Origin of the sequence: Rosenbergiella sp. YN46 (assembly GCF_036620675.1) — a bacterium.
In the GTDB taxonomy this organism is placed as follows: domain Bacteria; phylum Pseudomonadota; class Gammaproteobacteria; order Enterobacterales; family Enterobacteriaceae; genus Jejubacter.
Genome location: NZ_JAZHEE010000002.1, coordinates 245649 through 268834 on the forward strand (window position 1 = coordinate 245649; position 23186 = coordinate 268834).

Below are 23186 nucleotides of genomic sequence, written 5' to 3' on the forward strand. Positions count from 1 at the left end.
TTCAGACAAGGGTTATTGAGATTTATCTAAAAAGCCGCGATTTATTTTAGACAGTGAAAAAATAATTTTTGTGATGAACTTCGATAAATCATCTTTGGCTGTGTAATAAAAATCTTTTGTGAAATCAGTCACTCTTTCCTGTCGATCCGGGTATTGCAAAGTCTGGTAAATCTTTGCCATAACGTTAACCCCTCTGTTATGTTAGTCGTTCTGACTATTTTTTAAGGAGCTTTGGGCTGCCGCCCTCCGTATGGATCGTCACCGACGTTGTTTATTGAGCAGCGCCTGCTGCGCATCTCTTCATTTCCTGGGCCTGTGCCTGACTTCCGTTTTTCTCTGCCTTTTTGCGTACGCGATTTGCAATGTACGCTTTGATCATTCCTGTTTTCGGAGCTTGTCATGGAACTGCTAATGGATCCGTCAATCTGGGCTGGCCTGCTGACGCTGGTGGTGCTTGAGATTGTACTGGGAATTGATAACCTGGTGTTTATCGCCATCCTGGCCGATAAGCTGCCGCCGAAGCAGCGTGATAAGGCGCGTCTGCTCGGTCTTTCTCTGGCGCTGGTTATGCGTCTGGGCCTGCTGTCGCTGATCTCCTGGCTGGTCACTTTGACGAAGCCGTTGTTCAGCATCTGGGCGTTTACCTTTTCAGGACGCGATTTGATTATGCTGGTGGGGGGGCTGTTCCTGCTGTTCAAGGCGACGACCGAGCTGCATGAACGGCTGGAAAACCGCCAGCATGACGGCGAGCATGGTAAGGGCTACGCCAGCTTCTGGGTGGTGGTATTGCAGATAGTGGTGCTGGATGCGGTATTCTCGCTGGATGCGGTGATTACGGCCGTCGGCATGGTGAACGATCTGCCGGTGATGATGGCGGCGGTAGTCATCGCCATGGCGGTTATGCTGCTGGCTTCAAAGCCGCTGACCCGCTTTGTGAACGCGCATCCCACGGTGGTCGTACTCTGTCTGAGCTTCCTGCTGATGATAGGTCTTAGCCTGGTGGCGGAAGGATTCGGCTTTCATATTCCGAAAGGCTATCTGTACGCGGCAATCGGCTTCTCGATTGTGATTGAAGCCTTTAACCAGATCGCACGGCGTAACTTTATTCGCAACCAGTCTCAGCGCCCGCTGCGTGCCCGTACCGCCGAAGCTATTCTGCGGCTGATGGGCAATCGTCGCGACAGCGCCAGCCAGAGTGAGCCGGAAGGGGCGGTTGTCATGCCGGTTCCGGATGAGGGCTTTGCCGATGAAGAGCGCTACATGATTAACGGCGTACTGACCCTGGCCTCGCGCTCGCTACGCAGCATTATGACGCCGCGTGGTGAAATCAGTTGGGTCGATGCCAGCCTGGCGCTGGAAGAGATACGCCAACAGTTGCTCTCGTCGCCCCACAGCCTGTTTCCGGTATGCCATGGCGAACTGGATGAACTGATTGGCGTAGTGCGCGCCAAAGAGCTGCTGGTGGCCCTGGACGACGGTGTCGACGTAGCAGCATGGGCGGCCTCGTCGCCGGCCATTGTGGTGCCTGAAACTCTTGATCCCATCGCGCTATTGAGCGTTCTGCGTCGCGCGCGCGGCAGCTTTGTGATGGTCACTAACGAATTCGGCGTGGTGCAGGGGCTGGTCACGCCGGTGGACGTGCTGGAGGCTATCGCCGGCGAGTTTCCGGACGATGATGAAACGCCGGAAATTGTCGCCGACGGTGACGGCTGGCTGGTTAAGGGCACTACCGATTTGCATGCGCTCCAGCAGCATCTGGATGTGACGACGCTTGTGGACGAGGATGCAGATATCGCGACCGTCGCCGGACTGGTGATTGACGCTCACGGCCAGATTCCGAAAGTCGGTGAGGAGATTGTGCTGCCGCCGTTGCGTATTCAGGTGATGGAGGCCAACGATTACCGGGTGGATCTGGTACGGGTGGTAAAAGAAGCATTGCCTGACGAAGCAGACGAATAAGCTAAATTATTCAGGAACCGGATTCAGACCGGTTCCTGTTTTATTTCCCTCTCAGGATTAATCCTGAATTAAGCAAATTGTGCCTATCTAAAAATGACGCTCGCCAGGAAGTCGTGTAGAGCAATATTTGTACATAATAGCAGCTGATAAGTTTGCTAATGTTATTTGGCACTCAATATCCAGTTAACAGGAAATTATGCGGAGCGATTTTTATCGCACCGTGGGGGTTTCTTATTGTTATTATGTAGGGAGTCATTATGAACGAAAGAATGGAAAAACTTCAGGTCAGTATTACAGATTTGCTTTCCTCAACCGTTGATTGGTATAAAGATTTTCATCAGCACCCCGAATTATCTATGCAAGAGTTCCGTACTGCGGAGATTGTTGCCCGACATTTGCAAAGCCTGGGGTATGACGTTCATGAAAAAATAGGCGTAACGGGTGTGGTCGCTATTTTAAAAAATGGTGAAGGGAAAACGGTGATGTTGCGTGCGGATATGGATGCGTTACCCATGGAAGAAAAAACCGGGCTTCCTTTTGCCAGTACTGCGATCGGAGAAACTCCTGATGGCGTCAAAACACCAGTATCCCATATGTGTGGCCACGATCTTCACGTCGCCTGGATGATGGCAGTTGCGGAAATCTTAATGCGGCATCGCGATATATGGTCGGGGACACTGATGCTCGTTTTCCAGCCGGGCGAAGAGGTGGGCAGAGGCGCACTGGCGATGATTGAGGATATGAAAGATAGCTTCCCGAAACCTGACGTTATTTTGGGGCAGCACGTTATGGTGGGCGAGGCGGGTAGCGTTGGGATCCGTCATGGGGCTATCCTGACGGCGGGGGACAGCCTGCATGTTAAGTTCCACGGCAAGGGGGGACATGGCTCAATGCCGCAAAATACCATCGATCCCGTGATGATAGCTGCTTACAGCGCCGTCAGGTTGCAGAGCATCGTCTCGCGGGAAACGTCGCCGCTGGACAGCGCGGTTCTGACCATCGGCAGTATTCAGGCCGGTATCAAAGAGAACGTCATTCCTGATGAGGCTATCCTTAAACTTAATATGCGTAGTTTTAAATCGTCAGTAAGAGATAAAATGCTGAAATCGGTGAAAAATATATGTAGCTGCGAATGTCATGCTTCAGGTGCCCGGGATCCCGATATTGATTTTATCGATTCCTATCCCGTGACGGATAACGATGTTGCTACGGCTGAGACCCTGAAAAAAAGTTTTACAGAATATTTTGCCGATCGGGCTTATGAAACTGCGCCTGCCACGGCGAGTGAAGATTTCAGCCAGTTTGGCAGAAAGTGGCATGTACCCTACGCATTCTGGTTTATTGGCTCTACCCGGCATGATATCTGGAATAAGGCCGTCGCAACCGAGACTGTCTGTGATATTCCTGCTAATCATTCATCAGAATTTACCATAGAGCTGGATCCGACGGTGCGTACGGGTATTGAAGCCATGCTGGTTGCCGCTCTTTCATGGCTGTAATCGCTTTTCCGGTATTTATATGAGCCTTTGCTGGGATGGCAGGCGATGAATTATATCCTTCACTGTATTGATCTACTCGGCACCTTTGTTTTTGCGCTTAGCGGAGCGACCCTGGGCGTAAAAAAGCAGTTCGATATTCTTGGTATATTTGTTATTGCCATGGTGACAGCCATTGGTGGTGGGGTTATCCGGGATATTTGTATCTCGGCGACGCCTCCTGCGGGATTAGTCAGTGGAGAATATCTGGTAGCCGTTATGCTGGCCGTGGTCTGTGTCTGTTTTTTTCAGACGATAATCCTGTCGTTTAATCGTTCTTCACTTTTTTTTGATGCCGTGGGGTTGGGCTTTTTTTCCTCGTTTGGCGCAAACAAAGTGTTTCAGGCTACGGGCAATGTACAGCTTGCCATCCTGCTCGGTTGCGTCAGCGCGGTGGGCGGAGGATGTATGAGGGATGTTCTGGCCGGAGATACGCCGGTGATATTCCGTCAGGAGATCTACGCCAGTGCGGCGCTAATTGGCGCTGGTATTGAGGTTTGTGGGGCAGCGGGAATGATGGCTCAGCAGTATAGCATCTGGCTGTCGATCGCTATCTGTATGCTCATCAGGCTGCTGTCGTTGCACTATGGAATTAAACTGCCACGGGTCACGTATCATCAATAATACGGCGTGGCCAAAGGCCACGCCGTTTCCGGAAAGCGCGTTCAGTCACACTGAACTTTAATCGCCAGACCGCCGCGCGAGGTTTCGCGGTATTTGGCGTTCATATCCTTGCCAGTCTCATACATGGTTTCAATCACCTTATCCAGCGATACCCGTGGCTCGCTGGTGCGGCGCAGCGCCATACGCGAGGAGTTAATCGCCTTCACAGAGGCGATAGCGTTGCGCTCGATACAGGGCACCTGTACCTGACCAGCGACGGGATCGCAGGTGAGGCCCAGATTGTGTTCCATACCAATTTCTGCAGCCACGCACACCTGTTCCGGGCTTCCACCCAGCAGCTCGGTCAGACCGGCGGCGGCCATAGAGCAGGCCACGCCCACTTCCCCCTGACAGCCCACTTCAGCGCCGGAGATAGAGGCGTTCATTTTATAGAGAATGCCGATCGCCCCGGCCGCCAGGAAGTAGCGTAGCCAGATATCCGGCGTGACCGGTTCGATAAAGTGGTCGTAGTAGGAGAGCACTGCAGGCACGATGCCGCAGGCGCCGTTAGTGGGAGCCGTGACCACGCGTCCGCCGGCGGCGTTCTCTTCGTTCACCGCCAGCGCGAACATATTGACCCAGTCCACCACGTTCATCGGATCGCGGCTCAGTTTGTCGCTGGAAACCAGCATCCGGCGCAGCGACGCGGCGCGCCGCGGCACCCGCAGCGGCCCGGGCAGCACGCCTTCGGTGCTAAGACCGCGGTCGATACAGGCGCGCATGGTCTGCCAGACATCGGCGAAATAGTCATCGATCTCCTGACGGCTGTGCAGCGCCAGCTCGTTCTGAAGCACCAGACCGGAAAGCGAATAACCGCTCTCTTTGCAGTGGGCCAGCAGCTCTTTGGCCGAATGGTAGGGCCAGGGAACCTCCACTTCGTCAAGTACGCTCTTACCGAAATTTTCTTCATCGACGATAAAGCCTCCGCCGATGGAGTACCAGGTACGGGCGTAGATTTCGCGCTCGCCTTTAAAGGCATGAATGCGCAGGCCGTTTTCATGCAGGGGCAGGTTTTCGCTGTGGAAACGCATCCCGTTATCCTGCGGGAAATCCACTTCATGACGTCCCTGAGCCAGCGGCAGGCGGCCACGGGTTTCGACATCGCGGATAAATCCGGGAATGGCATCGATATCCACATTATTCGGCTGATTGCCCGCCAGACCCATAATAATGGCGATGTCGGTGTGGTGTCCTTTACCGGTCAGGGCGAGTGAACCGTAAACATCAACCGCAACGCGGTCGACGCTGTCCAGCAGCCCCTGTTCGATAAGCTCATCAACAAACAGCTTGCCGGCCTTCATGGGGCCTACGGTGTGAGAACTTGAAGGGCCGATGCCGACCTTGAACATATCAAATACGCTAATCACGCTGAAACTCCTGGCCAGGGGAGCCGTCGATGGCTCCGAAGGTCTATAAACTGCGGCTAGTGTACGGGGATCCCGTCCTCGTCGGGAAAGACTATTCGCATGAATTAAACTAATCCCGGACGTGAAAATCTCTTATTCTCAATAGTCTGTCATCTGGAATAATTATCTATGTAATAGCGATTCGTCAGAATTAAAGTATAGCGCTTCAGCGGATGCCAATTTGCAGAGCCAGCTCACGAATTATGCCTGCGGTCATGCCCCATACCATGTAGTGCTGATACCAGGAGAGCCAGACCCGGCGGTCCTCATCGCGGCGTTTGATATCCAGCGGGTGATAGCGCCCCAGTCGCAGCGCCTCCTGAAGCGGCATCTCAAACACCGAGGCCACCTCGTCCTCGCAGGCGTGATAGTGGAGATCCGGTGGGATAATGCCGACCACCGGCGTCACCTGAAAACCGCTGACGCTGTCTACCGGGGGCAGTACGCCGACGATTTCCACGTGGCGGGAGGGAATGCCGACCTCTTCCCGGGCTTCGCGTAGAGCGGCGTCGACCAGCGAAGTGTCGTCGGCGTCCACGGCGCCGCCTGGAAAGGCGACCTGGCCGGCGTGCTTGCGCAACCGGGGGGAGCGCTGGGTTAACAGTAACCCCGGAGTCGGACGGCGCACGATGGGGATTAGCACCGCCGCCTGGCGCAGGTTGCGGGTCGGCGTGCGTGGGCGGGGGCGCAGCATCTGAAAGCGGGAGAGGAACTCATCGATCGTCAGTTCACTGGAGGTCATGCCATATTTCCGGTCAGGCGCAGAATGCGGTTAACTTTAGCAAAAGTTTCCTGATATTCCGCCTCTTCTTCGCTGTCGGCCACGATACCACCGCCTGCTGAGCCGTAAATTTTTCCGCCGCTGGCGGTCAGGGTGCGGATGGTGATACTGGTATCCATCCGCCCGCAAAAGCTCAGATAGCCGATGCTGCCGCACCAGGCGTTGCGGCGCTGCGGCTCCAGCGCCTCGATGATCTCCATGGCCCGGATTTTGGGCGCGCCGGTGATTGAACCGCCGGGAAAGGCGGCGCGCAACAGGTCGGTGGCATGCAGGCTGGCGGGTAGTTCAGCGGTAATGGTGCTGACCAGATGATGCACTGCGGGGAATGGTTCCACCGCAAACAGTTCCGGCACCCGAACGCTGCCAGGCTCTGCTACCCGCCCGATATCGTTACGCAGCAGGTCGACGATCATCAAATTTTCGGCCCGATCTTTGGGCGATGCCTGCAGGCGTTTGGCCTGAAGAGCGTCTTCGCGGGGATCCGCCAGTCGCGGCAGGGTACCCTTGATTGGGCGGGTCTGGATGCGCCCTTCGGCCAGGTGGATAAAGCGCTCCGGCGACAGGCTGAGAATGGCACCTTCTTCGGTGCGAATAAAGGCGCTGAACGGCGCCCGGTTATCGTTATTTAGCGCGCAGAAGGCCTGCCATTCGTCGCCCTGATAATCGGCGCTAAACCTCTGGGCCAGATTGACCTGATAGCAGTCACCGCTGCGGATCCACGCCTGGATCTGGCGAAACTTATGGCCGTATTCCTCGCGACTCATATTAGATTGCCAGGGAGAGGTTAACCGGAAAGGGGCGGACGGCGTATAATGCTGCGCTTCCAGCCAGCGTAAACGGGCCGCGGGATCGCTATGGCTAACCAACGTGACGCGCTGCCGATGATGATCGACAATCAGCGCCCAGTCATAGATCCCTGTCGCCATATCCGGTATGGCGATATCCGATGCCGCCAGGACGGGAAGTTTTTCAAAGCGGCGGCCCAGATCGTAGCCGAACAGCCCCAGCGCGCCGCCTGAAAAGGGCAGGTCGGGCTGTTGAGCAGGCCGCAGTCCCTGCTGTTCCAGCACGCCGCGCAGCAGCGCCAGCGGATCGGCGAGGCTGATCTGCGGGGCATCTTCACCGTGAGTAATAACGGTCTGCCGGGCGCGGGTCACCAGGGTCGCTATGGGATCCGCCGTTAGAATGTCAAAACGACTATCCGGATGATCGGCATGGCCGGAATGCAGCAGCATGGCCCAGGGAAGGGCGTTCAGCGGTGCGAAATAGTGGCAGGCGGCATCCTCGCGCCAGGGCAGCGTCAGACACTGCGGCGATGGGGTGAGCGGTTGTGGCATGGCGGTGATCACTCGGAAACGAAAACATCAGACGTACAGCATGCCACAAGCCGGGGTTTCTGGCATCTGTCGCAGGGGCGTGGGATAATAGCCGCCTTCAAAACGAGGAGTCGAATATGTTTACAGGTCTTCCTTCCCTGACTCACGAACAGCAGCAGCAGGCCGTTGAGCGCATTCAGGCGTTGATGGCTGAGGGCGTCAGCAGCGGCGAAGCCATCGCCAGAGTGGCGCAGGAGATCCGCGCGACTCACACCGGCGGCCGTGTGGCTGCGCGGTTTGAGGATGAAGAAGAGGAGTGATTCTCTTTCATACCGCGTCATTAAGGGTCAACGGCCAGGATAATGTTTTCCTGGCCTGATGGGGCCACTGGTATCATTTTGCGTTGGCTGAAACGGTCTGCGCTGTATTTAATGAGCGCATTCAGGGTTTTACTGAAACGCTCTTTTTGGTTTTTCGCGCTCTCTTATCTTATGAATAATAATGCGGGTGTTATTATTCATATAATCCATCATGCTTAAATAGATAATATCGTCTTTGTTGAAGCCATTGGTATAAAATTGCAAACGCAACCCGGGGGCGCAGATGATTAAATCAGCCTTTTGCTCAATCAGTTTTTCAATGTCTGATTCGGTATCATCGGCTACAACCGTCCACGCTAACCCCTCGGTAGCTAAGCGTTTTTGTAAAGCGTTTATGTAATGCCTCTCTCGGTATAAACCAAAAACGCCACTTTTAAAAAGCGCAGGGCGTCCGAGAGTCGGTGAAGGGCGGGAAATAAAATAAATCTTTCCTGTGTTCATAATATTCTCCCTTTATTCACGTTGTTGCGCTTCACAGGGAATCCTGATACACGCTGGCGGGTAACAACAAACCAACCAACGTGTTTTAACACGGAATGGCGCTGGCGTGGTGGTTAAATTGTTTAATCCACCGCCGCGATGATTTTAATTTCCACCCGATATTCGGCTTTCATCAGTGCCGCCTGAATGGTGCAGCGTACCGGGGTGTGTTCAGGGTTCACCCAGCTATCCCAGGCGCGGTTCATCTCAGGGAAATCGGCTTTGTCAGCCAGAATAATAGTGGCGTCGAGCACTTTGTTTTTGCTGCTGCCCTGGGCGTTCAGCATCTCTTCAACCTGGGCCAGGGTATCCAGCGTCTGCTCATAGGCGCCGGCGCTCAGGTTTCTCGGCACGCCGGTGTAGTAAAGCGTGTTGTTATGGATAACGGCGTCGGACATGCGCGGGTCGGTATCAATGCGCTTGATGGTCATTTTGTTCTTTTCCTTCAGGTATTCATCGGGTTGAAAATGCAGAGCCTGCCATATTCGCGCCCGGGCGTCACCTCTTTACTGGCGTTGATGGGGCAGCCCTGACATAATCACTGGCAATTTATACACCCGTCATACTTCAGTCTGCCTTTTTGTTGGCTTCCTGCGATTATCCCGGTCACATAGCTCTTTATGCGCCGGGGATGTGTTTAAGCTGCCGCCGCGATGCAGATTGAATTATTCAGGGGAAACATGGGGATATAGGTGGCGTGACGGACGATTTTGCAGTTGACGGGCAGCTTGCCAAAGCGATACCCGGTTTTAAGCCGCGTGAACCGCAGCGTCAGATGGCGCAGGCGGTGAGTCAGGCTATCGAACAGGGTGAACCGCTGGTGGTGGAAGCGGGTACCGGCACCGGGAAGACCTACGGCTATCTGGCCCCGGCGCTGCGCAGCGGCAGGAAGGTGATTATCTCCACCGGCTCTAAGGCGCTGCAGGATCAGCTCTACAGCCGCGATCTGCCCACTGTTAAAAAAGCACTGGGCTATAAAGGACAGGTGGCGCTGCTGAAGGGGCGATCCAACTACCTGTGCCTGGAACGCCTGGATCAGCAGGCAATGGCCGGCGGCGATCTGCCGGTTCAGGTGTTGAGCGAGGTGGTTAAGCTGCGTAGCTGGGCCGGCGAAACCCACGACGGCGATGTCAGTAACTGCTCTGGCGTTGCGGAAGACTCGCCTGTCTGGCCGATGGTCACCAGCACCAATGATAACTGCCTTGGCAGCGACTGCCCGCTGTATAAAGAGTGCTTTGTGGTGAAAGCGCGCAAAAAAGCCATGGAGGCCGATGTGGTGGTGGTGAACCACCACCTGTTCCTGGCCGATATGGTGGTAAAAGAGAGCGGCTTCGCAGAGCTGATCCCGGAAGCCGAGGTGATGATCTTCGACGAAGCACATCAGATTCCCGACATCGCCAGCCAGTATTTCGGGCAGTCGCTGTCCAGCCGTCAGCTGCTGGATCTGGCACGGGATATCACCATGGCCTATCGCACTGAACTCAAAGATACTCGCCAGCTACAGAAGTGCGCCGATCGCCTGGCCCAGAGTGCCCAGGATTTTCGTCTGCAGCTTGGCGAGCCTGGCTACCGCGGCAATCTGCGTGAACTACTGGCGGACGCCGCCATTCAGCGGGCGCTGCTGCTGCTCGACGATGCGCTGGAGCTCTGTTACGACGTGGCGAAACTGGCGCTGGGCCGCTCGGCGCTGCTTGACGCCGCGTTCGAACGGGCCACGCTGTACCGTACCCGGCTGCGGCGCCTGAAAGAGGTGAATCAGCCCGGCTACAGCTACTGGTATGAGTGCACCTCGCGCCATTTTACCTTGGCGCTGACGCCCCTGACGGTGGCGGAAAAGTTTAAAGAGGTGATCGCCCAGAAATCCGGGAGCTGGATTTTCACCTCGGCGACGCTGTCGGTGAATGACGATCTCAGCCACTTTACCCGACGTCTTGGCATTGACGACGCCCGAACGCTGCTGCTGCCGAGCCCCTTCGATTATGCCAGTCAGGCGCTGTTATGCGTGCCGCGCGGCCTGCCCGAAGCCCGTCAGCCGGGAGCGGCTCGCCGTCTGGCCCGGATGCTGCGCCCGATGATCGAAGCCAATAATGGGCGCTGCTTTATGCTGTGCACCTCCCATGCCATGATGCGCTCCCTGGCCGCGGAGTTTCGCGCCACCATGACCCTGCCGGTGTTGCTCCAGGGCGAAACCGGCAAGGGGCAGTTGCTGCGTCAGTTTATCGAAGCGGGTAACGCCCTGCTGGTGGCGACCAGCAGTTTCTGGGAGGGAGTGGACGTGCGCGGTGACGCGCTGTCGCTGGTCATCATCGATAAGCTGCCGTTTACCGCGCCGGACGACCCGCTGTTGAAGGCGCGTATGGAAGACTGTCGTCTGCGCGGGGCCGATCCCTTTAACGAAGTGCAATTACCGGAAGCGGTCATTGCCCTGAAGCAGGGAGTCGGGCGTCTTATTCGCGACGTTGACGATCGCGGAGTACTGGTGATTTGCGACAGCCGCCTGGTGATGCGCCCCTACGGCGAAATATTCCTGAACAGCCTGCCGCCGGCGCCGCGCACCCGGGATATAACGCGGGCAGTCGATTTTCTGACAGACAGTCCGGCGCAGTAATTCGCGCCAGGCTGTGGTATGATGCGCGCCGTTTTTATCCATCGGGGTTGACTGAACCATGCGAATCCTCGCCATTGATACTGCCACCGAAGCCTGTTCCGTTGCGCTCTGGCTGGACGGCCAGGTGCTGAACCACTTCGAACTTTGCCCACGAGAGCACACCCAACGCATTTTACCTATGGTGCGCGATATCCTGAACCAGGGCGGCATTTCTTTGTCTGAATTAGATGCGCTGGCTTTCGGGCGCGGCCCTGGCAGTTTTACCGGCGTGCGTATCGGTATCGGTATTGCTCAGGGGCTGGCGCTGGGAGCGGAACTGCCGATGGCGGGCGTTTCGACGCTGGCCACTATGGCAGAAGGCGCCTGGCGACGTACCGGGGCGACCCGGGTTCTGGCGGCCATCGACGCCCGTATGGGGGAGGTATACTGGGCGGAGTACCAGCGCGACGAGCAGGGCGTCTGGCACGGCGAAGAGAGTGAAGCAGTGCTTAAGCCCGAAGCCGTCAGCGAACGTATGGCACAGCTCGATGGCGAATGGGCTACCGTCGGTACCGGCTGGCAGGCCTGGCCGGACTTGGGGGCCGACAGCCAGTTGACGCTGAAGGATGGCGAGGTGACGCTGCCGGAAGCGCGCGACATGCTGCCGCTCGCGCATTTGTGTATCAGCAAGGGAAAAACGGTGCCGGTCGAGCAGGCCGAGCCGGTCTACTTACGAAACGAAGTGGCCTGGAAAAAACTGCCCGGTAGGGGTTAACCCTACGGGTTATCGTTATCTACCGCGCGCGTTGCGGTCGCGGAAAGGAGTCTATTATGGCGGGTCGATTCTCTACAGGACGTTGGTTAGTGGCGCCGTTGCTGGCGTTGACGCTGAGCGGATGCGTTAGCGTGCCGGAAGCTATTCGCGGCACCAGTCCCATGCCTCAGCAGGATCTTATCAGGGTGATGAATGCGCCGCAGCTTTACGTCGGCCAGGAGGCGCGCTTCGGCGGCCGGGTGGTGGATGTGAAGAATCTGCAGAGCAGTACCCGACTGGAGATAGCCACGGTTCCGCTGGACGCCAGCGCGGCGCCGGTTCTGGGCGCGGCTTCGATCGGACGCATTTATGCCGACGTTAATCAATTCCTCGATCCGGTAGATTTCCGCAATCGGCTGGTGACCGTGGTGGGGCCGATTACGGGTACCGAAAAGGGAACGATCGGTAAGACGCCCTACAGCTATCTGACCATGCAGGTTAACGGCTTCAAACGCTGGCGCGTTACTCAGCAGGTGGTAATGCCGCCGCAGCCGATCGATCCCTGGATGTGGGGGCCAGGCCCCTGGCGCTATGGGCCATGGGGAGGCTGGTACAGCCCCATGCCAGCTCAGGTTCAAAGCGTCGTGACTGAATAATCTTTTGATTTTTCGAAATATTTAACAGCGGCCTGGCCGCTGTTTCTTTATATCCAGGACGGATGAAAAAATTTAGTGATGAGCTTCGCAACCTTTAATCCGGCTAATAAATAAACTGGTACGCTGAGTTAATATTATGTTAACGAAGCGTTGTGAGATCGGGTTGCGATGACTGCGAATAATAAATTCAGAGGTGAATCCTTGAACAAGGTCTGGCTTAAGCGCTATCCGGCGGACGTTCCGGCGGATATTAACCCCGATCGCTATCTGTCGCTGGTGGAATTATTTGAACACGCCACTACCAAATATGCGGATCGTCCCGCTTTCGTAAACATGGGGGAGGTGATGACCTTCCGCAAGCTGGAAGAGCGCAGCCGTGCCTTTGCTGCGTGGCTCCAGCAGGGGCTGGGGCTGAAGAAAGGGGATCGGGTGGCGCTGATGATGCCCAACCTGCTGCAGTATCCGGTGGCGCTGTTCGGCATTTTGCGCGCCGGTATGGTGGTGGTTAATGTCAATCCACTCTACACGCCGCGTGAGCTGGAGCACCAGCTTAACGACAGTGGCGCCAGCGCCATTGTCATCGTTTCTAACTTCGCGCACACCCTGGAAAAAGTGGTGGCCCGAACGCCAGTTCGCCACGTGATTCTGACCCGTATGGGCGATCAGCTTTCCACCGCCAGAGGCACACTGGTCAACTTTGTGGTGAAGTACATTAAACGGCTGGTGCCCAAATACCATCTTCCCGACGCTATCTCTTTTCGCAGTGCGCTTCAGCGCGGATACCGCATGCAGTACGTGAAGCCAGAGCTGAACGGCGACGATTTAGCGTTTCTTCAGTATACCGGCGGTACCACCGGCGTGGCGAAAGGGGCGATGCTGAGCCATCGCAATATGCTGGCTAACCTGGAACAGGTTAAGGCGACCTACGGCTCGCTGTTGATGAGCAATACTGAACGAGTGGTGACGGCGCTGCCGCTGTACCACATCTTCGCCCTGACCATGAACTGCCTGCTGTTTATCGATCTGGGTGGTCAGAATCTGCTGATCGCTAATCCCCGCGATATTCCCGGTATGGTGAAGGAGATGGCGAAGTTTCGTTTTACCGCCATTACCGGGGTGAATACGCTGTTTAATGCGCTGCTGAATAACCGCGAATTTTGCAAGCTGGACTTCTCGAACCTGCACCTTTCTGCCGGAGGGGGTATGCCGGTTCAGCACGTGGTGGCGGAGCGCTGGGAAAAACTTACCGGGCGCTATCTGCTGGAAGGCTATGGTCTGACGGAGTGTTCGCCGCTGGTAAGCGTCAATCCGCACGATATCACTTACCACAGCGGCAGTATCGGGCTGCCGATCCCCTCCACCGAGGTTAAGCTGGTGGACGAAGAAGATAACGAGGTAGCGCCCGGGGAGCCGGGCGAACTGTGCGTTCGCGGCCCTCAGGTGATGGTTGGTTACTGGGGGCAGCCCGAAGCCAGTGCCGATATCCTGCGCGATGGCTGGCTGTACACCGGCGATATTGCCGTGATGGATGAAGAGGGGTTCCTGCGCATCGTCGATCGTAAAAAAGATATGATTCTGGTTTCAGGCTTTAACGTTTATCCGAATGAGATCGAAGATGTTGTGATGCAGCACGAGGCCGTCCAGGAAGTGGCTGCCGTGGGGGTGCCTTCCGAAACCAGCGGTGAAGCGGTGAAACTGTTCGTGGTGCGTAAAAGCGATGACCTGACGGAAGATGTCCTGATCGCTTTTTGCCGCCGTAACCTGACCGGTTATAAGGTACCGAAGCTGGTGGAGTTTCGTCATGAGCTGCCGAAATCCAACGTCGGCAAAATTTTACGGCGCGAACTGCGTGACGCAGAGCGCAATACAAGTAACAATAGCGACTAGATACACAGGTCAGTCGTCCGAACGCCGGTCAGCCGGCGTTTTTTTTGGACGCAAACCGGAAGAGAACAAAATTTGAATTACCAGATAATTACTCAGGATGCGCAACTGGCACAGGTGTGCCAGCGGGCGCGCCTTGTACCTATGGCGGCGCTGGATACCGAATTCGTCCGCACCCGTACCTACTGGCCTCGCCTGGGGCTGATTCAGCTATTCGATGGCGAGCAGACGTCGCTTATCGATCCTCTGACTATCAGCGACTGGGCGCCAATGAAAGCGCTGCTGCAGGATGAAAGCGTCACCAAGTTTCTGCACGCGGGGAGCGAGGATCTGGAAGTGTTCTGGCATGCGTTCGGCGTGATGCCGACACCGATGATAGACACTCAGGTGCTGGCGGCGTTTCTGGGCCATCCGCTCTCTTGCGGTTTCGCGACCATGGTAGAAAAATACAGCGGCGTGGCGCTGGATAAAAGTGAATCGCGCACCGACTGGCTGGCGCGTCCGCTAACGGAGCGTCAACTTGACTACGCGGCGGCGGACGTCTGGTATCTGTTGCCGATCGCCCGTCGTCTGATGGATGAGATTGACCAGACCGGCTGGCTGGCTGCGGTGCAAGACGAGTGCCGTCTGATGGCGGCCAGGCGCCGCGAACAGCAGGAGCCAGACGACGCCTGGCGTGATATCGGTAACGCCTGGCAACTGCGCACCCGTCAACTGGGCTGCCTGCGCCTGCTGGCATCCTGGCGCCTGCGCAAGGCCCGGGAGCGGGATATGGCGGTCAATTTCGTAGTGCGCGAAGAGCATTTGTGGCAGGTGGCGCGCCATATGCCGGGTACGCTCGGCGAGCTGGACAGCCTGGGGCTATCCGGCAGCGAAATCCGCTTTCACGGCAAAACGCTGATTCGGCTGGTGGAAGAGGCGAAGGCGTTGCCCGAAGAGGCGCTGCCGGCACCGTTGGCCAATCTTATCGATATGCCGGGCTATCGCGGCATTTTCAAAGAGATTAAAGCGCTGGTGCAGAAAGTGGCGGAAGACAACGGGCTGACTCCGGAGCTGCTGGCTTCGCGCCGCCAGATTAACCAGCTATTGAATGCGCACTGGGGATTGAAACCAGCGACCCTGGCGCCGGAGCTGACCAGCGGCTGGCGTGGCCAGTTGTTCGGTGACCAGCTTCAGGCGCTGCTTGCCAGCCGTTAACTCGCAAAATCGGCCCTGGCGGCGCTGCCGCAGGGCTGAATAGCAAAAGCGTTGGCAGGGATAGCGGCAGGGGGCAAGGCTACCGATAGCCATGGCAAGTCGGGGTTAAACAAAAATACCTCCTGGCTGCCCGGGCATCGCAGGAGATATTTTTACCTCAGGACTTTGATTCCTCCATTTCCGGAAGCGTAACGTTGAGCTCCAGAATGGAAATATCCTCGCCTTTCTGCTCCAGCTGTACCGATACCATTTCCGGATCGATCTGCACATATTTGCAAATCACCTCCAGGATATCCCGCTTAAGCTGCGGCAGGTAATGAGGCTCTGTATCGCCGCGACGGCGCTCTGCAACAATAATCTGTAAACGTTCTTTGGCGATGTTGGCGGTATTCTTTTTTCGGGACAGAAAAAAGTCAAGTAATGCCATGACTTATCCTCCGAACAGGCGTTTCAGGAAACCTTTCTTCTCTTCTTCTATGAAGCGGAAAGGACGTTCTTCTCCCAGCAGACGATCCACGGCATCGGCATAGGCCTTGCCCGCATCTGCCGTAGCATCAAGAATAACCGGTTCCCCCTGGTTGGAGGATCGCAGCACCGACTGGTCTTCCGGAATCACGCCCAGCAGTGGAATGCGCAGAATTTCCAGCACGTCTTCCATGCTCAGCATATCGCCCCGATTGACGCGACCGGGATTATAGCGGGTCAGCATCAGGTGCTCTTTAATCGGGTCTTCGCCGTTTTCTGCGCGGCGTGATTTGGATGACAGAATCCCCAGGATGCGGTCAGAGTCACGCACAGAGGAGACTTCCGGGTTGGTGGTGATGATGGCTTCATCCGCGAAGTAGAGCGCCATCAACGCGCCGGTTTCGATACCGGCAGGGGAGTCGCAGACGATGAAATCAAATTCCATCTTTTTCAGTTCATCGAGCACCTTTTCCACGCCTTCGCGGGTCAGTGCGTCTTTATCGCGCGTCTGCGACGCCGGGAGAATATAGAGATTTTCGGTACGCTTATCTTTGATAAGCGCCTGGTTAAGCGTGGCATCGCCCTGGATAACGTTAACGAAATCGTATACGACACGGCGTTCACACCCCATGATCAGGTCGAGGTTACGCAGGCCGATATCGAAGTCAATAACGACGGTTTTCTTTCCCTTCTGTGCCAGACCTGTAGCGATGGCCGCGCTGGAGGTGGTTTTTCCAACGCCCCCTTTACCTGATGTAACTACAATAATGCGTGCCATAAGAAATTCCTTGTTAAAAGGGCTTATCAATTAAAAGGTTGAACGGTCAGGGCGCCGCCTGCCAGCCGAAGTCGGGCCGCCTGACCTAAAAATTCAGTCGGGATCTGCTCACTAAGCCAGTAGACCCCGGCAATGGATACCAGCTCCGCCGTAAGGCTAATGCTGAATATCTGCGCATCGCGATCGCCGCTGGCGCCTGCCAGCGCACGGCCACGCATGGTTCCATAAATGTGGATATTGCCATCAGCGATAAGCTCGGCGCCTGCGCTGACGTGACTGGTTACTACCAGATCACAGTTTGGCGCATAAATCCGCTGACCGGAACGTACCGGCGTATCGATAATGCGCGTTTTTGTGACGGATGTTGCAACTGGCTGCGCCGGGGCGGGGGAGGGATCGGTCGCGCGCGGCTTCTCTTTACCCTCGGTCATCAGTGGCAGGCCTGCACGTTCGATGCGTTCGCGCAGCGCGGGGTCTTTACAGCCACTCACGCCTACTACGCGCAGGCCACTGTCCACAACCGCCTGCTGGATGGGTTCCCATTCGGTATCGCCAGCAAGGTCGGTCACATTGAGCACAATGGGGGCATGTTTCAGAAATGCAGGCGCCTGGGCGACCTTCTCCCGCAGCGCATCAAGAATCACACCGGGTTGAGCGTCATGCAAATGAACCACAGAGAGGGTGAAACTGCTGCCTTTTAGCTCGATGGGTGTGTTTGACATCCTGGCCTTACTCAATTCAGTTTTTAGAATCCACGATTGCGGACGATATTCCGATGTACAGCAGGCATGTTATAGTCAGCGTTATATTCAGGCAAGTAACCAACCGGTGAAATCAGAGTAAAATTATGCTTTGTGCGATCTATCGAAGTTCAAAACGCGATCAGACCTATCTTTATGTCGAAAAAAAAGACGATTTTTCCCGCGTACCGCAGGATCTGATGCAGGGGTTCGGCGTCCCCGTGTTTTCCATGCTATTGCCGCTGGATGGCTCGAAAAAATTAGCTAATGCGGAAATAGAAAAAGTAAAACAGGCCCTCAGCGAGCAGGGATATTATTTACAGCTTCCTCCTCCGCCGGAAAGTTTGCTTAAGATTCATCTGGAAACTAACCAGGGAAAATAACATCAGGGGAAAACAGATATTTTTTCCGATTCGCTTTTGCTCCAGCGCGCCGTTTCCAGGCGCGCTTTTTTATCGTAATTCCAGTGATTGACAGTTTGCCCGCCCCCCGTAGATAGTGAATAGATAACAATCACCGCGACAGTCTGAAGGGGAAAACTATGTACCGACATCACAACTGGCAGGGGGCGCTGCTGGATTATCCGGTTAACAAGGTGGTTTGCGTCGGCAGCAATTATGCCCTGCATATCCGTGAGATGGGGAGCGCGACGCCGGAAGAACCCGTGTTATTTATAAAACCAGAAACCTCGCTTTGCGATCTGGGCCAGCCGCTGGCGCTGCCCCAGGGACTGGGCGAGGTGCACCATGAAGTGGAGCTGGCGGTGCTGATTGGCTCAACCCTGAAACAGGCTACAGAAGAACACGTGCGCCAGGCCATTGCCGGATACGGCGTGGCGCTCGATCTGACGCTGCGTGAACTACAGGGTAAATTGAAAAAGGCCGGGCGACCATGGGAAAAAGCCAAGGGCTTCGATAATGCCTGCCCGATTTCCGGTTTTATTCCGGCCGCAGAATTTCATGGCTGCCCGCAGAACACGCCGCTTTCACTCACCGTGAACGGTGAGGTGCGCCAGCAGGGAACCACCGCTGATATGATTCATCCTATTCTGCCGTTAATCGCCTATATCAGCCGTTTCTTTACCCTGCGCGCTGGCGATGTGGTGTTGACGGGAACGCCAGAGGGGGTGGGGCCGCTGCACAGCGGTGACGAGCTGGTGATAGGCTTTGATAATCGCACCCTGGAAACCCGGGTGCTGTAAACGCGAGGAGGACGAGTGCCGGAAACAGAAATTCAGACGCTTTCATCCACCGAGATCTACCGTAATAAATGGATGACGATTAAGGAGGATCGCATTCTCAGGGCCGACGGCAACGAAGGGCTTTATTCGGTAGTCGTCAAACCGGATTTTGTGGTGATCCTGCCGGTAGAAGGGGAATTTATCTATGTGGTGGAACAGTATCGCTATCCCCTGGAGCAGCGAACCCTGGAACTGCCACAGGGCTCATGGGAAAGCGCGCCCGATATCGATTCGCTGACGTTAGCGGCAGGTGAGCTGCGCGAGGAAACCGGGCTTCAGGCCAACAACATGGTCTATGTGGGTTATCAGAAGCTGGCGCAGGGCTATTCCAGTCAGGGGTATCATATTTATCTGGCGACGGGGCTGACTCATGACCGCCCGCAGCTGGATGCGGAAGAGCTGGGGCTGACTTCCCGTAAAATGAAAATCAGCGACTTTATGACGCTGATTCTTGAAGGGAAGGTCAGTGACGCGACCTCTGTCACCGCTTTTCTGCTGGCCCGGGCTAAGGGACTGCTGGGGTAAGCGGCTATACTGGATTAATGGCGGTTTGCTTGACGACGGCCGCCATGCCCTTTATAACGTGCAGCTTATTTTCCGACAACCAGGACCACGCTAATGACCGAAACGCCTTTCTGGCAGCGCAAAACGCTGGAACAAATGAGCGATGAGGAGTGGGAGTCCCTCTGTGATGGCTGCGGGCAGTGCTGTCTGCACAAGCTGCAGGATGAAGTGACTGACGAAATCTATTTTACCAATGCGGCCTGTCGCCAGCTCAATATTAAAACCTGCCAGTGCCGCAACTATACGCGGCGCTTTGAATATGAACCGGACTGCATCAAGCTGACCAGGGAAAACCTGCCGACTTTTGAATGGCTGCCGGCGACCTGCGCTTACCGGTTATTGGCTGAAGGCAAGCGTCTGCCCTCCTGGCATCCTCTGCGCTGTGGATCCAGAGAGGCGATGCACGCTCAGCGTATCTCGGTGCGCCATATCGCGGTGCCGGAATCCGAAGTAAACGACTGGGAAGATCATATCATTAACCATCCTAACTGGTGGACCAGAGCTCGACCGGAATAAGCTGGGTCACGTCGCTATTTTGGCGGCCGGGAGGGAGTGCGTTCAATGGGGTTACGAACGCGTCATGCGTGGTGGCAGGCGCAGGACGGCTATCACGAACGACGGCATAGTTATCGACAAGGGGTATTTGCAGCGTAAACGCCTGCCGGCTATCACCGTCAGATCCGCTATTTTCCCCAGGTTCCCTTTTCATATTTCATCCTGGTATAGAGGAAGTATGGGGTTCGATCGCTGTATTCACGAGAACAATAATCCGTTGCCCTTTGAGAGACTTATTTATTGCTAAGTATTTATACAGAAATATTCTTATTTTCTGCGCATTTCTCTTATTAACATAATGATTTGATGGAACAATTCTTATTTTCGCCTTTACTTTTCGCCATTTTTTGCCAGACTTCTTAGCATCGAGGATGGGCATGTGCCCGCCAAATAACAGGAGTAAAAAAATGGGACTGTTTAATTTTGTAAAAGAAGCGGGTGAAAAGCTTTGGGATAAGGTGACTGGTCATGAAGACGATCGCGGCAGCCTTATCAAAAAGCATCTGGAAAAAACGGGTCTGGCCGGTGCTGACAAGGTAGAAGTTAAAGTCGAAGGTGACAAGGTAATCGTCAAAGGCGACGGTTTGACCCAGGAGCAGAAAGAGAAGATTCTGGTCGCCGCCGGTAACGTTGAAGGCGTGGGCGACGTGGAAGACCAGGTCAGCGTGGCACCCGGCGACAGCGCTGCGGCCAGCAAGTCTTATACTGTGAAGAAAGGGGATACCCTGAGCGCTATCGCGAAGGAAGTGTATGGCGATGCCAACCAGTACAATAAAATCTTTGAAGCGAATAAGCCGATGCTGAGCGATCCGAATAAAATCTATCCGGGCCAGACGCTGCGTATTCCTCAGTAATTCACTGATGTAAAAAACCCTCCTTTCGGAGGGTTTTTTTATGGCGTTAGTTTTTGAAAATGCCGCGTCGCTGCGGTTTGACAAATTGCGCAATCACCACCAGCAGCGCCGCTATCAGGTATGCGGCGAAGATGCCAACCAGCCACTGCGGCATTTCCAGTGACAGGAACTCCCACTGACGCACCGAACAATCTCCGGTGGCGACAAAGACCTGCGGCAGCCATTTATCCAGCGGCAGCCAGGCGGGAAAGCGGGCTGCGAAATCGCACACCTGGAAAGGCGAAGGGTGCAACTGCATCATCGTGTGCTGCCAGGCCAGTTCGATCCCGCGCCATGCGCTGTAGATCCAGACCGCCAGTGCGGCAAAGCGCAGCGGCGTTTTCGGCGCGATAGCGCCCAACAGCCCTGCGCCCATTACGCCAAACAGCGCGCAACGCTCATAAATACACAGCACGCAGGGCTGCAGCTTCATAACATGCTGGAACCAGAGCGCTACCAGTTCCAGCGCAAAGGCCGTCAGCGCCATTAACAGCCATGCGCCCCGGCCGCGTGAGCATTGGTTGAGATATCGCAACATAAATCACATTCCCTGCTAAATTCGTTGGCGCAGTGTAAACCAATTCGTGACCAGCGCCATCAGACGGAAAAAAAATAATACATTTATGAGCCCGGCGGTGCATGCTCTGCGCCGCCGGATGATTACGGATTCAGTGGCGGCGTACTGATCCAGCCGTGAGCCAGCATCCAGTCGGTGGCGGGCATCAGGAAAAACTCCACGCCGACCAGCCCCACCAGCGTTAGCACCAGGGTATAGGGCAATGCCATCAGCACCATACGGCCGTAAGAGAGCCTAATCAACGGCGCCAGGGCCGAAGTAAGCATGAACAGGAACGCCGCCTGACCGTTGGGCGTTGCCACCGACGGCAGATTGGTACCGGTATTAATCGCCACCGCCAGCAGTTCGAACTGGCGTGAGTCAATCACGTTATGAAGCATGGCGCTACGCGCTTCATTGATATAGACGGTGCCGACGAATACGTTATCGGAGATTGATGACAGCAGGCCATTGAAGATGTAGAACAGCGACAGTTGGGCATGCGGTGACGCCTGGAGTACGAACTCGATAATCGGCTGGAATAGCTGCTGATCGATAATGACCGCCACAATAGAAAAGAAAACCGTCAGCAGCGCGGTGAAGGGCAGGGCTTCGGTAAAGGCGCGCCCAATCACATGTTCATCGGTCACGCCGCACAGCGAAGTGGCCAGAATAATCACCGAAAGACCAATCAGTCCCACCTCGGCCATATGCAGCGCCAGCGCGATAATCAGCCAGAGACCGATTAGCCCCTGCACCACCAGACGTACCTGCTCCTGGCGGTTACGCTGGCGGGCCTCTTTTTGCGCGAACTCTTTAAGCACGGCGCGTACGCTTTCCGGCAGCGGTTCGCCATAACCCGGCACCTTCAGGCGTTCCAGCAGCATACAGGTCACCAGGCCGCAAATCAGTACCGGAACGGTGATCGGCGCCATACGCAGCAGAAAGTCGCCGAAATGCCAGTTGGCGGCCCGGGCGATAATCAGGTTCTGCGGTTCGCCGACCATGGTCATCACGCCGCCCAGCGCGGTACCCACGGCGGCATGCATCATCAGGCTGCGCAGAAAGCTGCGGAACTGCTCCAGCGTGGCCTTATGATCCTGGAAAATATCGTTGTCGTTCGAGATATCGCCATCATCGTCGCGGCTGGAGGCCACCCGGTGATAGATGCCGTAGAATCCGACGGCGACGCTGATGATCACCGCCACCACCGTCAGGGCGTCCAGGAAGGCGGAAAGGAAGGCCGCCGCCAGGCAGAAAGAAAGGGAAAGCAGTATCTTGGAGCGAATGCCCAGCAGCAGTCGGGTAAAAATCAGCAACAGCAGCTGCTTCATGAACCAGATGCCCGCCACCATAAAGATTAGCAGCAGAATCACCTCAAGATTACTGGCGACTTCGTCGCGCACATGTTGGGCGCTGGTCATGCCGATAGCGACTGCTTCAATGGCCAACAGGCCGCCGGGCAACAGCGGATAGCATTTCAGCGCCATGGCGAGCGTAAAGATAAATTCCGCAACCAGAAGCCAGCCGGCCGCAAAGGGACTGACAAAAAAGAACACCAGCGGATTGACGATCAGAAAGCAGAGTATTGCCAGCTTATACCAGTCCGGAGACTGTCCCAGAAAGTTGCGATAAATAGCGCGGCCAGTAGATATTTCCTTCATGGATTGAGATTTTCCGTTATTTTATTCTGAAATACATTACGGGAACTACCCAGATTACTCTTCGAGCCCGGGGCTGACAAGGCGCGGCTTTCCCCAACCGGATCCAGAATATGGATGAAGTGTCTAAAAAGTG

25 protein-coding genes are annotated in these 23186 nt (G+C 55.6%); 14 read left to right on the forward strand and 11 right to left on the reverse strand.

The annotated features are described in order from the left end of the window. Positions 1-12 precede the first annotated feature (12 nt). Complete coding sequence (locus V3W49_RS02885) at positions 13-180, reverse strand: hypothetical protein (RefSeq protein ID WP_500143573.1); 168 nt, start codon at positions 178-180, stop codon at positions 13-15. Between the two features lie 219 nt (positions 181-399). On the opposite strand from V3W49_RS02885, the gene yoaE reads away from it, so the two are divergent. From yoaE to V3W49_RS02900, 3 genes are all read left to right on the forward strand, one after another. Then, a complete protein-coding gene (gene yoaE / locus V3W49_RS02890; protein WP_500143574.1) occupies positions 400-1959 on the forward strand; it encodes a CNNM family cation transport protein YoaE in 1560 nt (519 codons plus the stop codon). Positions 1960-2216: 257 nt separating this feature from the next. Beyond that, positions 2217-3458 carry an amidohydrolase gene (locus tag V3W49_RS02895; RefSeq protein ID WP_500143575.1) on the forward strand — a complete coding sequence of 414 codons (1242 nt, stop codon included), beginning with the start codon at positions 2217-2219 and terminating at the stop codon, positions 3456-3458. Positions 3459-3485: 27 nt separating this feature from the next. Next, on the forward strand, positions 3486-4118 hold the full coding sequence (locus V3W49_RS02900; protein WP_500143576.1) for a trimeric intracellular cation channel family protein: 633 nt from the start codon (positions 3486-3488) through the stop codon (positions 4116-4118). Between the two features lie 41 nt (positions 4119-4159). Here the strand turns inward: V3W49_RS02900 and sdaA are convergent, their stop codons facing one another. The 3 genes from sdaA to pabB all read right to left on the reverse strand — a co-directional run bounded on the left by sdaA (position 4160) and on the right by pabB (position 7681). Next, positions 4160-5524 (reverse strand): L-serine ammonia-lyase, encoded by a 1365-nt coding sequence (gene sdaA, locus V3W49_RS02905; protein WP_500143577.1) that lies wholly within the window; start codon positions 5522-5524, stop codon positions 4160-4162. 205 nt (positions 5525-5729) lie between these two features. After that, complete coding sequence (locus tag V3W49_RS02910) at positions 5730-6305, reverse strand: CoA pyrophosphatase (RefSeq protein ID WP_500143578.1); 576 nt, start codon at positions 6303-6305, stop codon at positions 5730-5732. Then, on the reverse strand, positions 6302-7681 hold the full coding sequence (gene pabB / locus V3W49_RS02915; RefSeq protein WP_500143579.1) for an aminodeoxychorismate synthase component 1: 1380 nt from the start codon (positions 7679-7681) through the stop codon (positions 6302-6304). The genes V3W49_RS02910 and pabB overlap by 4 nt, the downstream gene beginning before the upstream one ends. Before the next feature lie 116 nt (positions 7682-7797). Between pabB and V3W49_RS02920 the strand changes: the two genes are divergently transcribed. After that, complete coding sequence (locus V3W49_RS02920; protein WP_500143580.1) at positions 7798-7980, forward strand: YoaH family protein; 183 nt, start codon at positions 7798-7800, stop codon at positions 7978-7980. Positions 7981-8109: 129 nt separating this feature from the next. On the opposite strand, the gene V3W49_RS02925 is transcribed toward V3W49_RS02920, so the two are convergent. Continuing rightward, entirely contained in the window at positions 8110-8481 is a 372-nt protein-coding gene (locus tag V3W49_RS02925) for a hypothetical protein (RefSeq protein WP_500143581.1), read from the reverse strand. A gap of 122 nt (positions 8482-8603) precedes the next feature. Further along, on the reverse strand, positions 8604-8951 hold the full coding sequence (locus V3W49_RS02930) for a RidA family protein (RefSeq protein ID WP_500143582.1): 348 nt from the start codon (positions 8949-8951) through the stop codon (positions 8604-8606). A gap of 266 nt (positions 8952-9217) precedes the next feature. Between V3W49_RS02930 and yoaA the strand changes: the two genes are divergently transcribed. From yoaA to rnd, 5 genes are all read left to right on the forward strand, one after another. After that, positions 9218-11128: a DNA repair helicase YoaA gene (yoaA, locus tag V3W49_RS02935; RefSeq protein WP_500143583.1), complete on the forward strand. Its 1911-nt coding sequence runs from the start codon at positions 9218-9220 to the stop codon at positions 11126-11128. A 58-nt stretch (positions 11129-11186) separates the two neighbouring features. After that, entirely contained in the window at positions 11187-11882 is a 696-nt protein-coding gene (tsaB, locus tag V3W49_RS02940) for a tRNA (adenosine(37)-N6)-threonylcarbamoyltransferase complex dimerization subunit type 1 TsaB (RefSeq protein WP_500143584.1), read from the forward strand. A 56-nt stretch (positions 11883-11938) separates the two neighbouring features. Next, positions 11939-12517: a Slp/YeaY family lipoprotein gene (locus tag V3W49_RS02945; RefSeq protein WP_500143586.1), complete on the forward strand. Its 579-nt coding sequence runs from the start codon at positions 11939-11941 to the stop codon at positions 12515-12517. A 201-nt stretch (positions 12518-12718) separates the two neighbouring features. Then, positions 12719-14404: a long-chain-fatty-acid--CoA ligase FadD gene (gene fadD / locus V3W49_RS02950; RefSeq protein ID WP_500143587.1), complete on the forward strand. Its 1686-nt coding sequence runs from the start codon at positions 12719-12721 to the stop codon at positions 14402-14404. 72 nt (positions 14405-14476) lie between these two features. Next, on the forward strand, positions 14477-15598 hold the full coding sequence (gene rnd / locus V3W49_RS02955; RefSeq protein WP_500143589.1) for a ribonuclease D: 1122 nt from the start codon (positions 14477-14479) through the stop codon (positions 15596-15598). A gap of 157 nt (positions 15599-15755) precedes the next feature. Here the strand turns inward: rnd and minE are convergent, their stop codons facing one another. The 3 genes from minE to minC are packed head-to-tail and all read right to left on the reverse strand — an operon-like array spanning position 15756 to position 17563. Continuing rightward, positions 15756-16025, reverse strand: a complete 270-nt coding sequence (gene minE / locus V3W49_RS02960) for a cell division topological specificity factor MinE (RefSeq protein ID WP_500143591.1) — start codon at positions 16023-16025, stop codon at positions 15756-15758. Positions 16026-16028: 3 nt separating this feature from the next. Beyond that, the gene (gene minD, locus V3W49_RS02965) at positions 16029-16841 is read right to left on the reverse strand and encodes a septum site-determining protein MinD (RefSeq protein WP_500143592.1); all 813 of its coding nucleotides are present in this window, start codon (positions 16839-16841) and stop codon (positions 16029-16031) included. Between the two features lie 26 nt (positions 16842-16867). Continuing rightward, entirely contained in the window at positions 16868-17563 is a 696-nt protein-coding gene (gene minC, locus V3W49_RS02970) for a septum site-determining protein MinC (RefSeq protein WP_500143593.1), read from the reverse strand. Positions 17564-17688: 125 nt separating this feature from the next. Here minC and V3W49_RS02975 point away from each other — a divergent pair, with 125 nt between their 5' ends. The 5 genes from V3W49_RS02975 (at position 17689) to lysM (ending at position 20794) form a co-directional block, all read left to right on the forward strand. Next, positions 17689-17964 (forward strand): YcgL domain-containing protein, encoded by a 276-nt coding sequence (locus V3W49_RS02975; RefSeq protein WP_500143594.1) that lies wholly within the window; start codon positions 17689-17691, stop codon positions 17962-17964. Between the two features lie 158 nt (positions 17965-18122). Beyond that, positions 18123-18782, forward strand: a complete 660-nt coding sequence (locus tag V3W49_RS02980) for a fumarylacetoacetate hydrolase family protein (protein ID WP_500143596.1) — start codon at positions 18123-18125, stop codon at positions 18780-18782. A 15-nt stretch (positions 18783-18797) separates the two neighbouring features. After that, positions 18798-19346 carry an ADP-ribose pyrophosphatase gene (locus V3W49_RS02985; RefSeq protein ID WP_500143597.1) on the forward strand — a complete coding sequence of 183 codons (549 nt, stop codon included), beginning with the start codon at positions 18798-18800 and terminating at the stop codon, positions 19344-19346. Between the two features lie 93 nt (positions 19347-19439). Next, positions 19440-19901, forward strand: a complete 462-nt coding sequence (gene ycgN / locus V3W49_RS02990; RefSeq protein ID WP_500143598.1) for a cysteine cluster protein YcgN — start codon at positions 19440-19442, stop codon at positions 19899-19901. A 446-nt stretch (positions 19902-20347) separates the two neighbouring features. Then, complete coding sequence (lysM, locus tag V3W49_RS02995; RefSeq protein ID WP_500143600.1) at positions 20348-20794, forward strand: peptidoglycan-binding protein LysM; 447 nt, start codon at positions 20348-20350, stop codon at positions 20792-20794. Positions 20795-20840: 46 nt separating this feature from the next. Here lysM and dsbB read toward each other — a convergent pair whose 3' ends face one another. Both dsbB and nhaB read right to left on the reverse strand, forming a co-directional pair. Next, positions 20841-21371: a disulfide bond formation protein DsbB gene (dsbB, locus tag V3W49_RS03000; RefSeq protein WP_500143601.1), complete on the reverse strand. Its 531-nt coding sequence runs from the start codon at positions 21369-21371 to the stop codon at positions 20841-20843. Positions 21372-21493: 122 nt separating this feature from the next. Next, complete coding sequence (gene nhaB, locus V3W49_RS03005; RefSeq protein ID WP_500143602.1) at positions 21494-23053, reverse strand: sodium/proton antiporter NhaB; 1560 nt, start codon at positions 23051-23053, stop codon at positions 21494-21496. Positions 23054-23186: the final 133 nt, after the last annotated feature.

Bases quoted from the DNA above. Each gene is read 5' to 3' on its own strand.
- V3W49_RS02885 (WP_500143573.1), bottom strand. From the start codon at position 180: ATGGCAAAGATTTACCAGACTTTGCAATACCCGGATCGACAGGAAAGA.
- yoaE (WP_500143574.1), top strand. From the start codon at position 400: ATGGAACTGCTAATGGATCCGTCAATCTGGGCTGGCCTGCTGACGCTG.
- V3W49_RS02895 (WP_500143575.1), top strand. From the start codon at position 2,217: ATGAACGAAAGAATGGAAAAACTTCAGGTCAGTATTACAGATTTGCTT.
- V3W49_RS02910 (WP_500143578.1), bottom strand. From the start codon at position 6,305: ATGACCTCCAGTGAACTGACGATCGATGAGTTCCTCTCCCGCTTTCAG.
- pabB (WP_500143579.1), bottom strand. From the start codon at position 7,681: ATGCCACAACCGCTCACCCCATCGCCGCAGTGTCTGACGCTGCCCTGG.
- V3W49_RS02920 (WP_500143580.1), top strand. From the start codon at position 7,798: ATGTTTACAGGTCTTCCTTCCCTGACTCACGAACAGCAGCAGCAGGCC.
- V3W49_RS02925 (WP_500143581.1), bottom strand. From the start codon at position 8,481: ATGAACACAGGAAAGATTTATTTTATTTCCCGCCCTTCACCGACTCTC.
- V3W49_RS02930 (WP_500143582.1), bottom strand. From the start codon at position 8,951: ATGACCATCAAGCGCATTGATACCGACCCGCGCATGTCCGACGCCGTT.
- tsaB (WP_500143584.1), top strand. From the start codon at position 11,187: ATGCGAATCCTCGCCATTGATACTGCCACCGAAGCCTGTTCCGTTGCG.
- V3W49_RS02945 (WP_500143586.1), top strand. From the start codon at position 11,939: ATGGCGGGTCGATTCTCTACAGGACGTTGGTTAGTGGCGCCGTTGCTG.
- minE (WP_500143591.1), bottom strand. From the start codon at position 16,025: ATGGCATTACTTGACTTTTTTCTGTCCCGAAAAAAGAATACCGCCAAC.
- minD (WP_500143592.1), bottom strand. From the start codon at position 16,841: ATGGCACGCATTATTGTAGTTACATCAGGTAAAGGGGGCGTTGGAAAA.
- minC (WP_500143593.1), bottom strand. From the start codon at position 17,563: ATGTCAAACACACCCATCGAGCTAAAAGGCAGCAGTTTCACCCTCTCT.
- V3W49_RS02975 (WP_500143594.1), top strand. From the start codon at position 17,689: ATGCTTTGTGCGATCTATCGAAGTTCAAAACGCGATCAGACCTATCTT.
- V3W49_RS02980 (WP_500143596.1), top strand. From the start codon at position 18,123: ATGTACCGACATCACAACTGGCAGGGGGCGCTGCTGGATTATCCGGTT.
- ycgN (WP_500143598.1), top strand. From the start codon at position 19,440: ATGACCGAAACGCCTTTCTGGCAGCGCAAAACGCTGGAACAAATGAGC.
- lysM (WP_500143600.1), top strand. From the start codon at position 20,348: ATGGGACTGTTTAATTTTGTAAAAGAAGCGGGTGAAAAGCTTTGGGAT.
- dsbB (WP_500143601.1), bottom strand. From the start codon at position 21,371: ATGTTGCGATATCTCAACCAATGCTCACGCGGCCGGGGCGCATGGCTG.
- nhaB (WP_500143602.1), bottom strand. From the start codon at position 23,053: ATGAAGGAAATATCTACTGGCCGCGCTATTTATCGCAACTTTCTGGGA.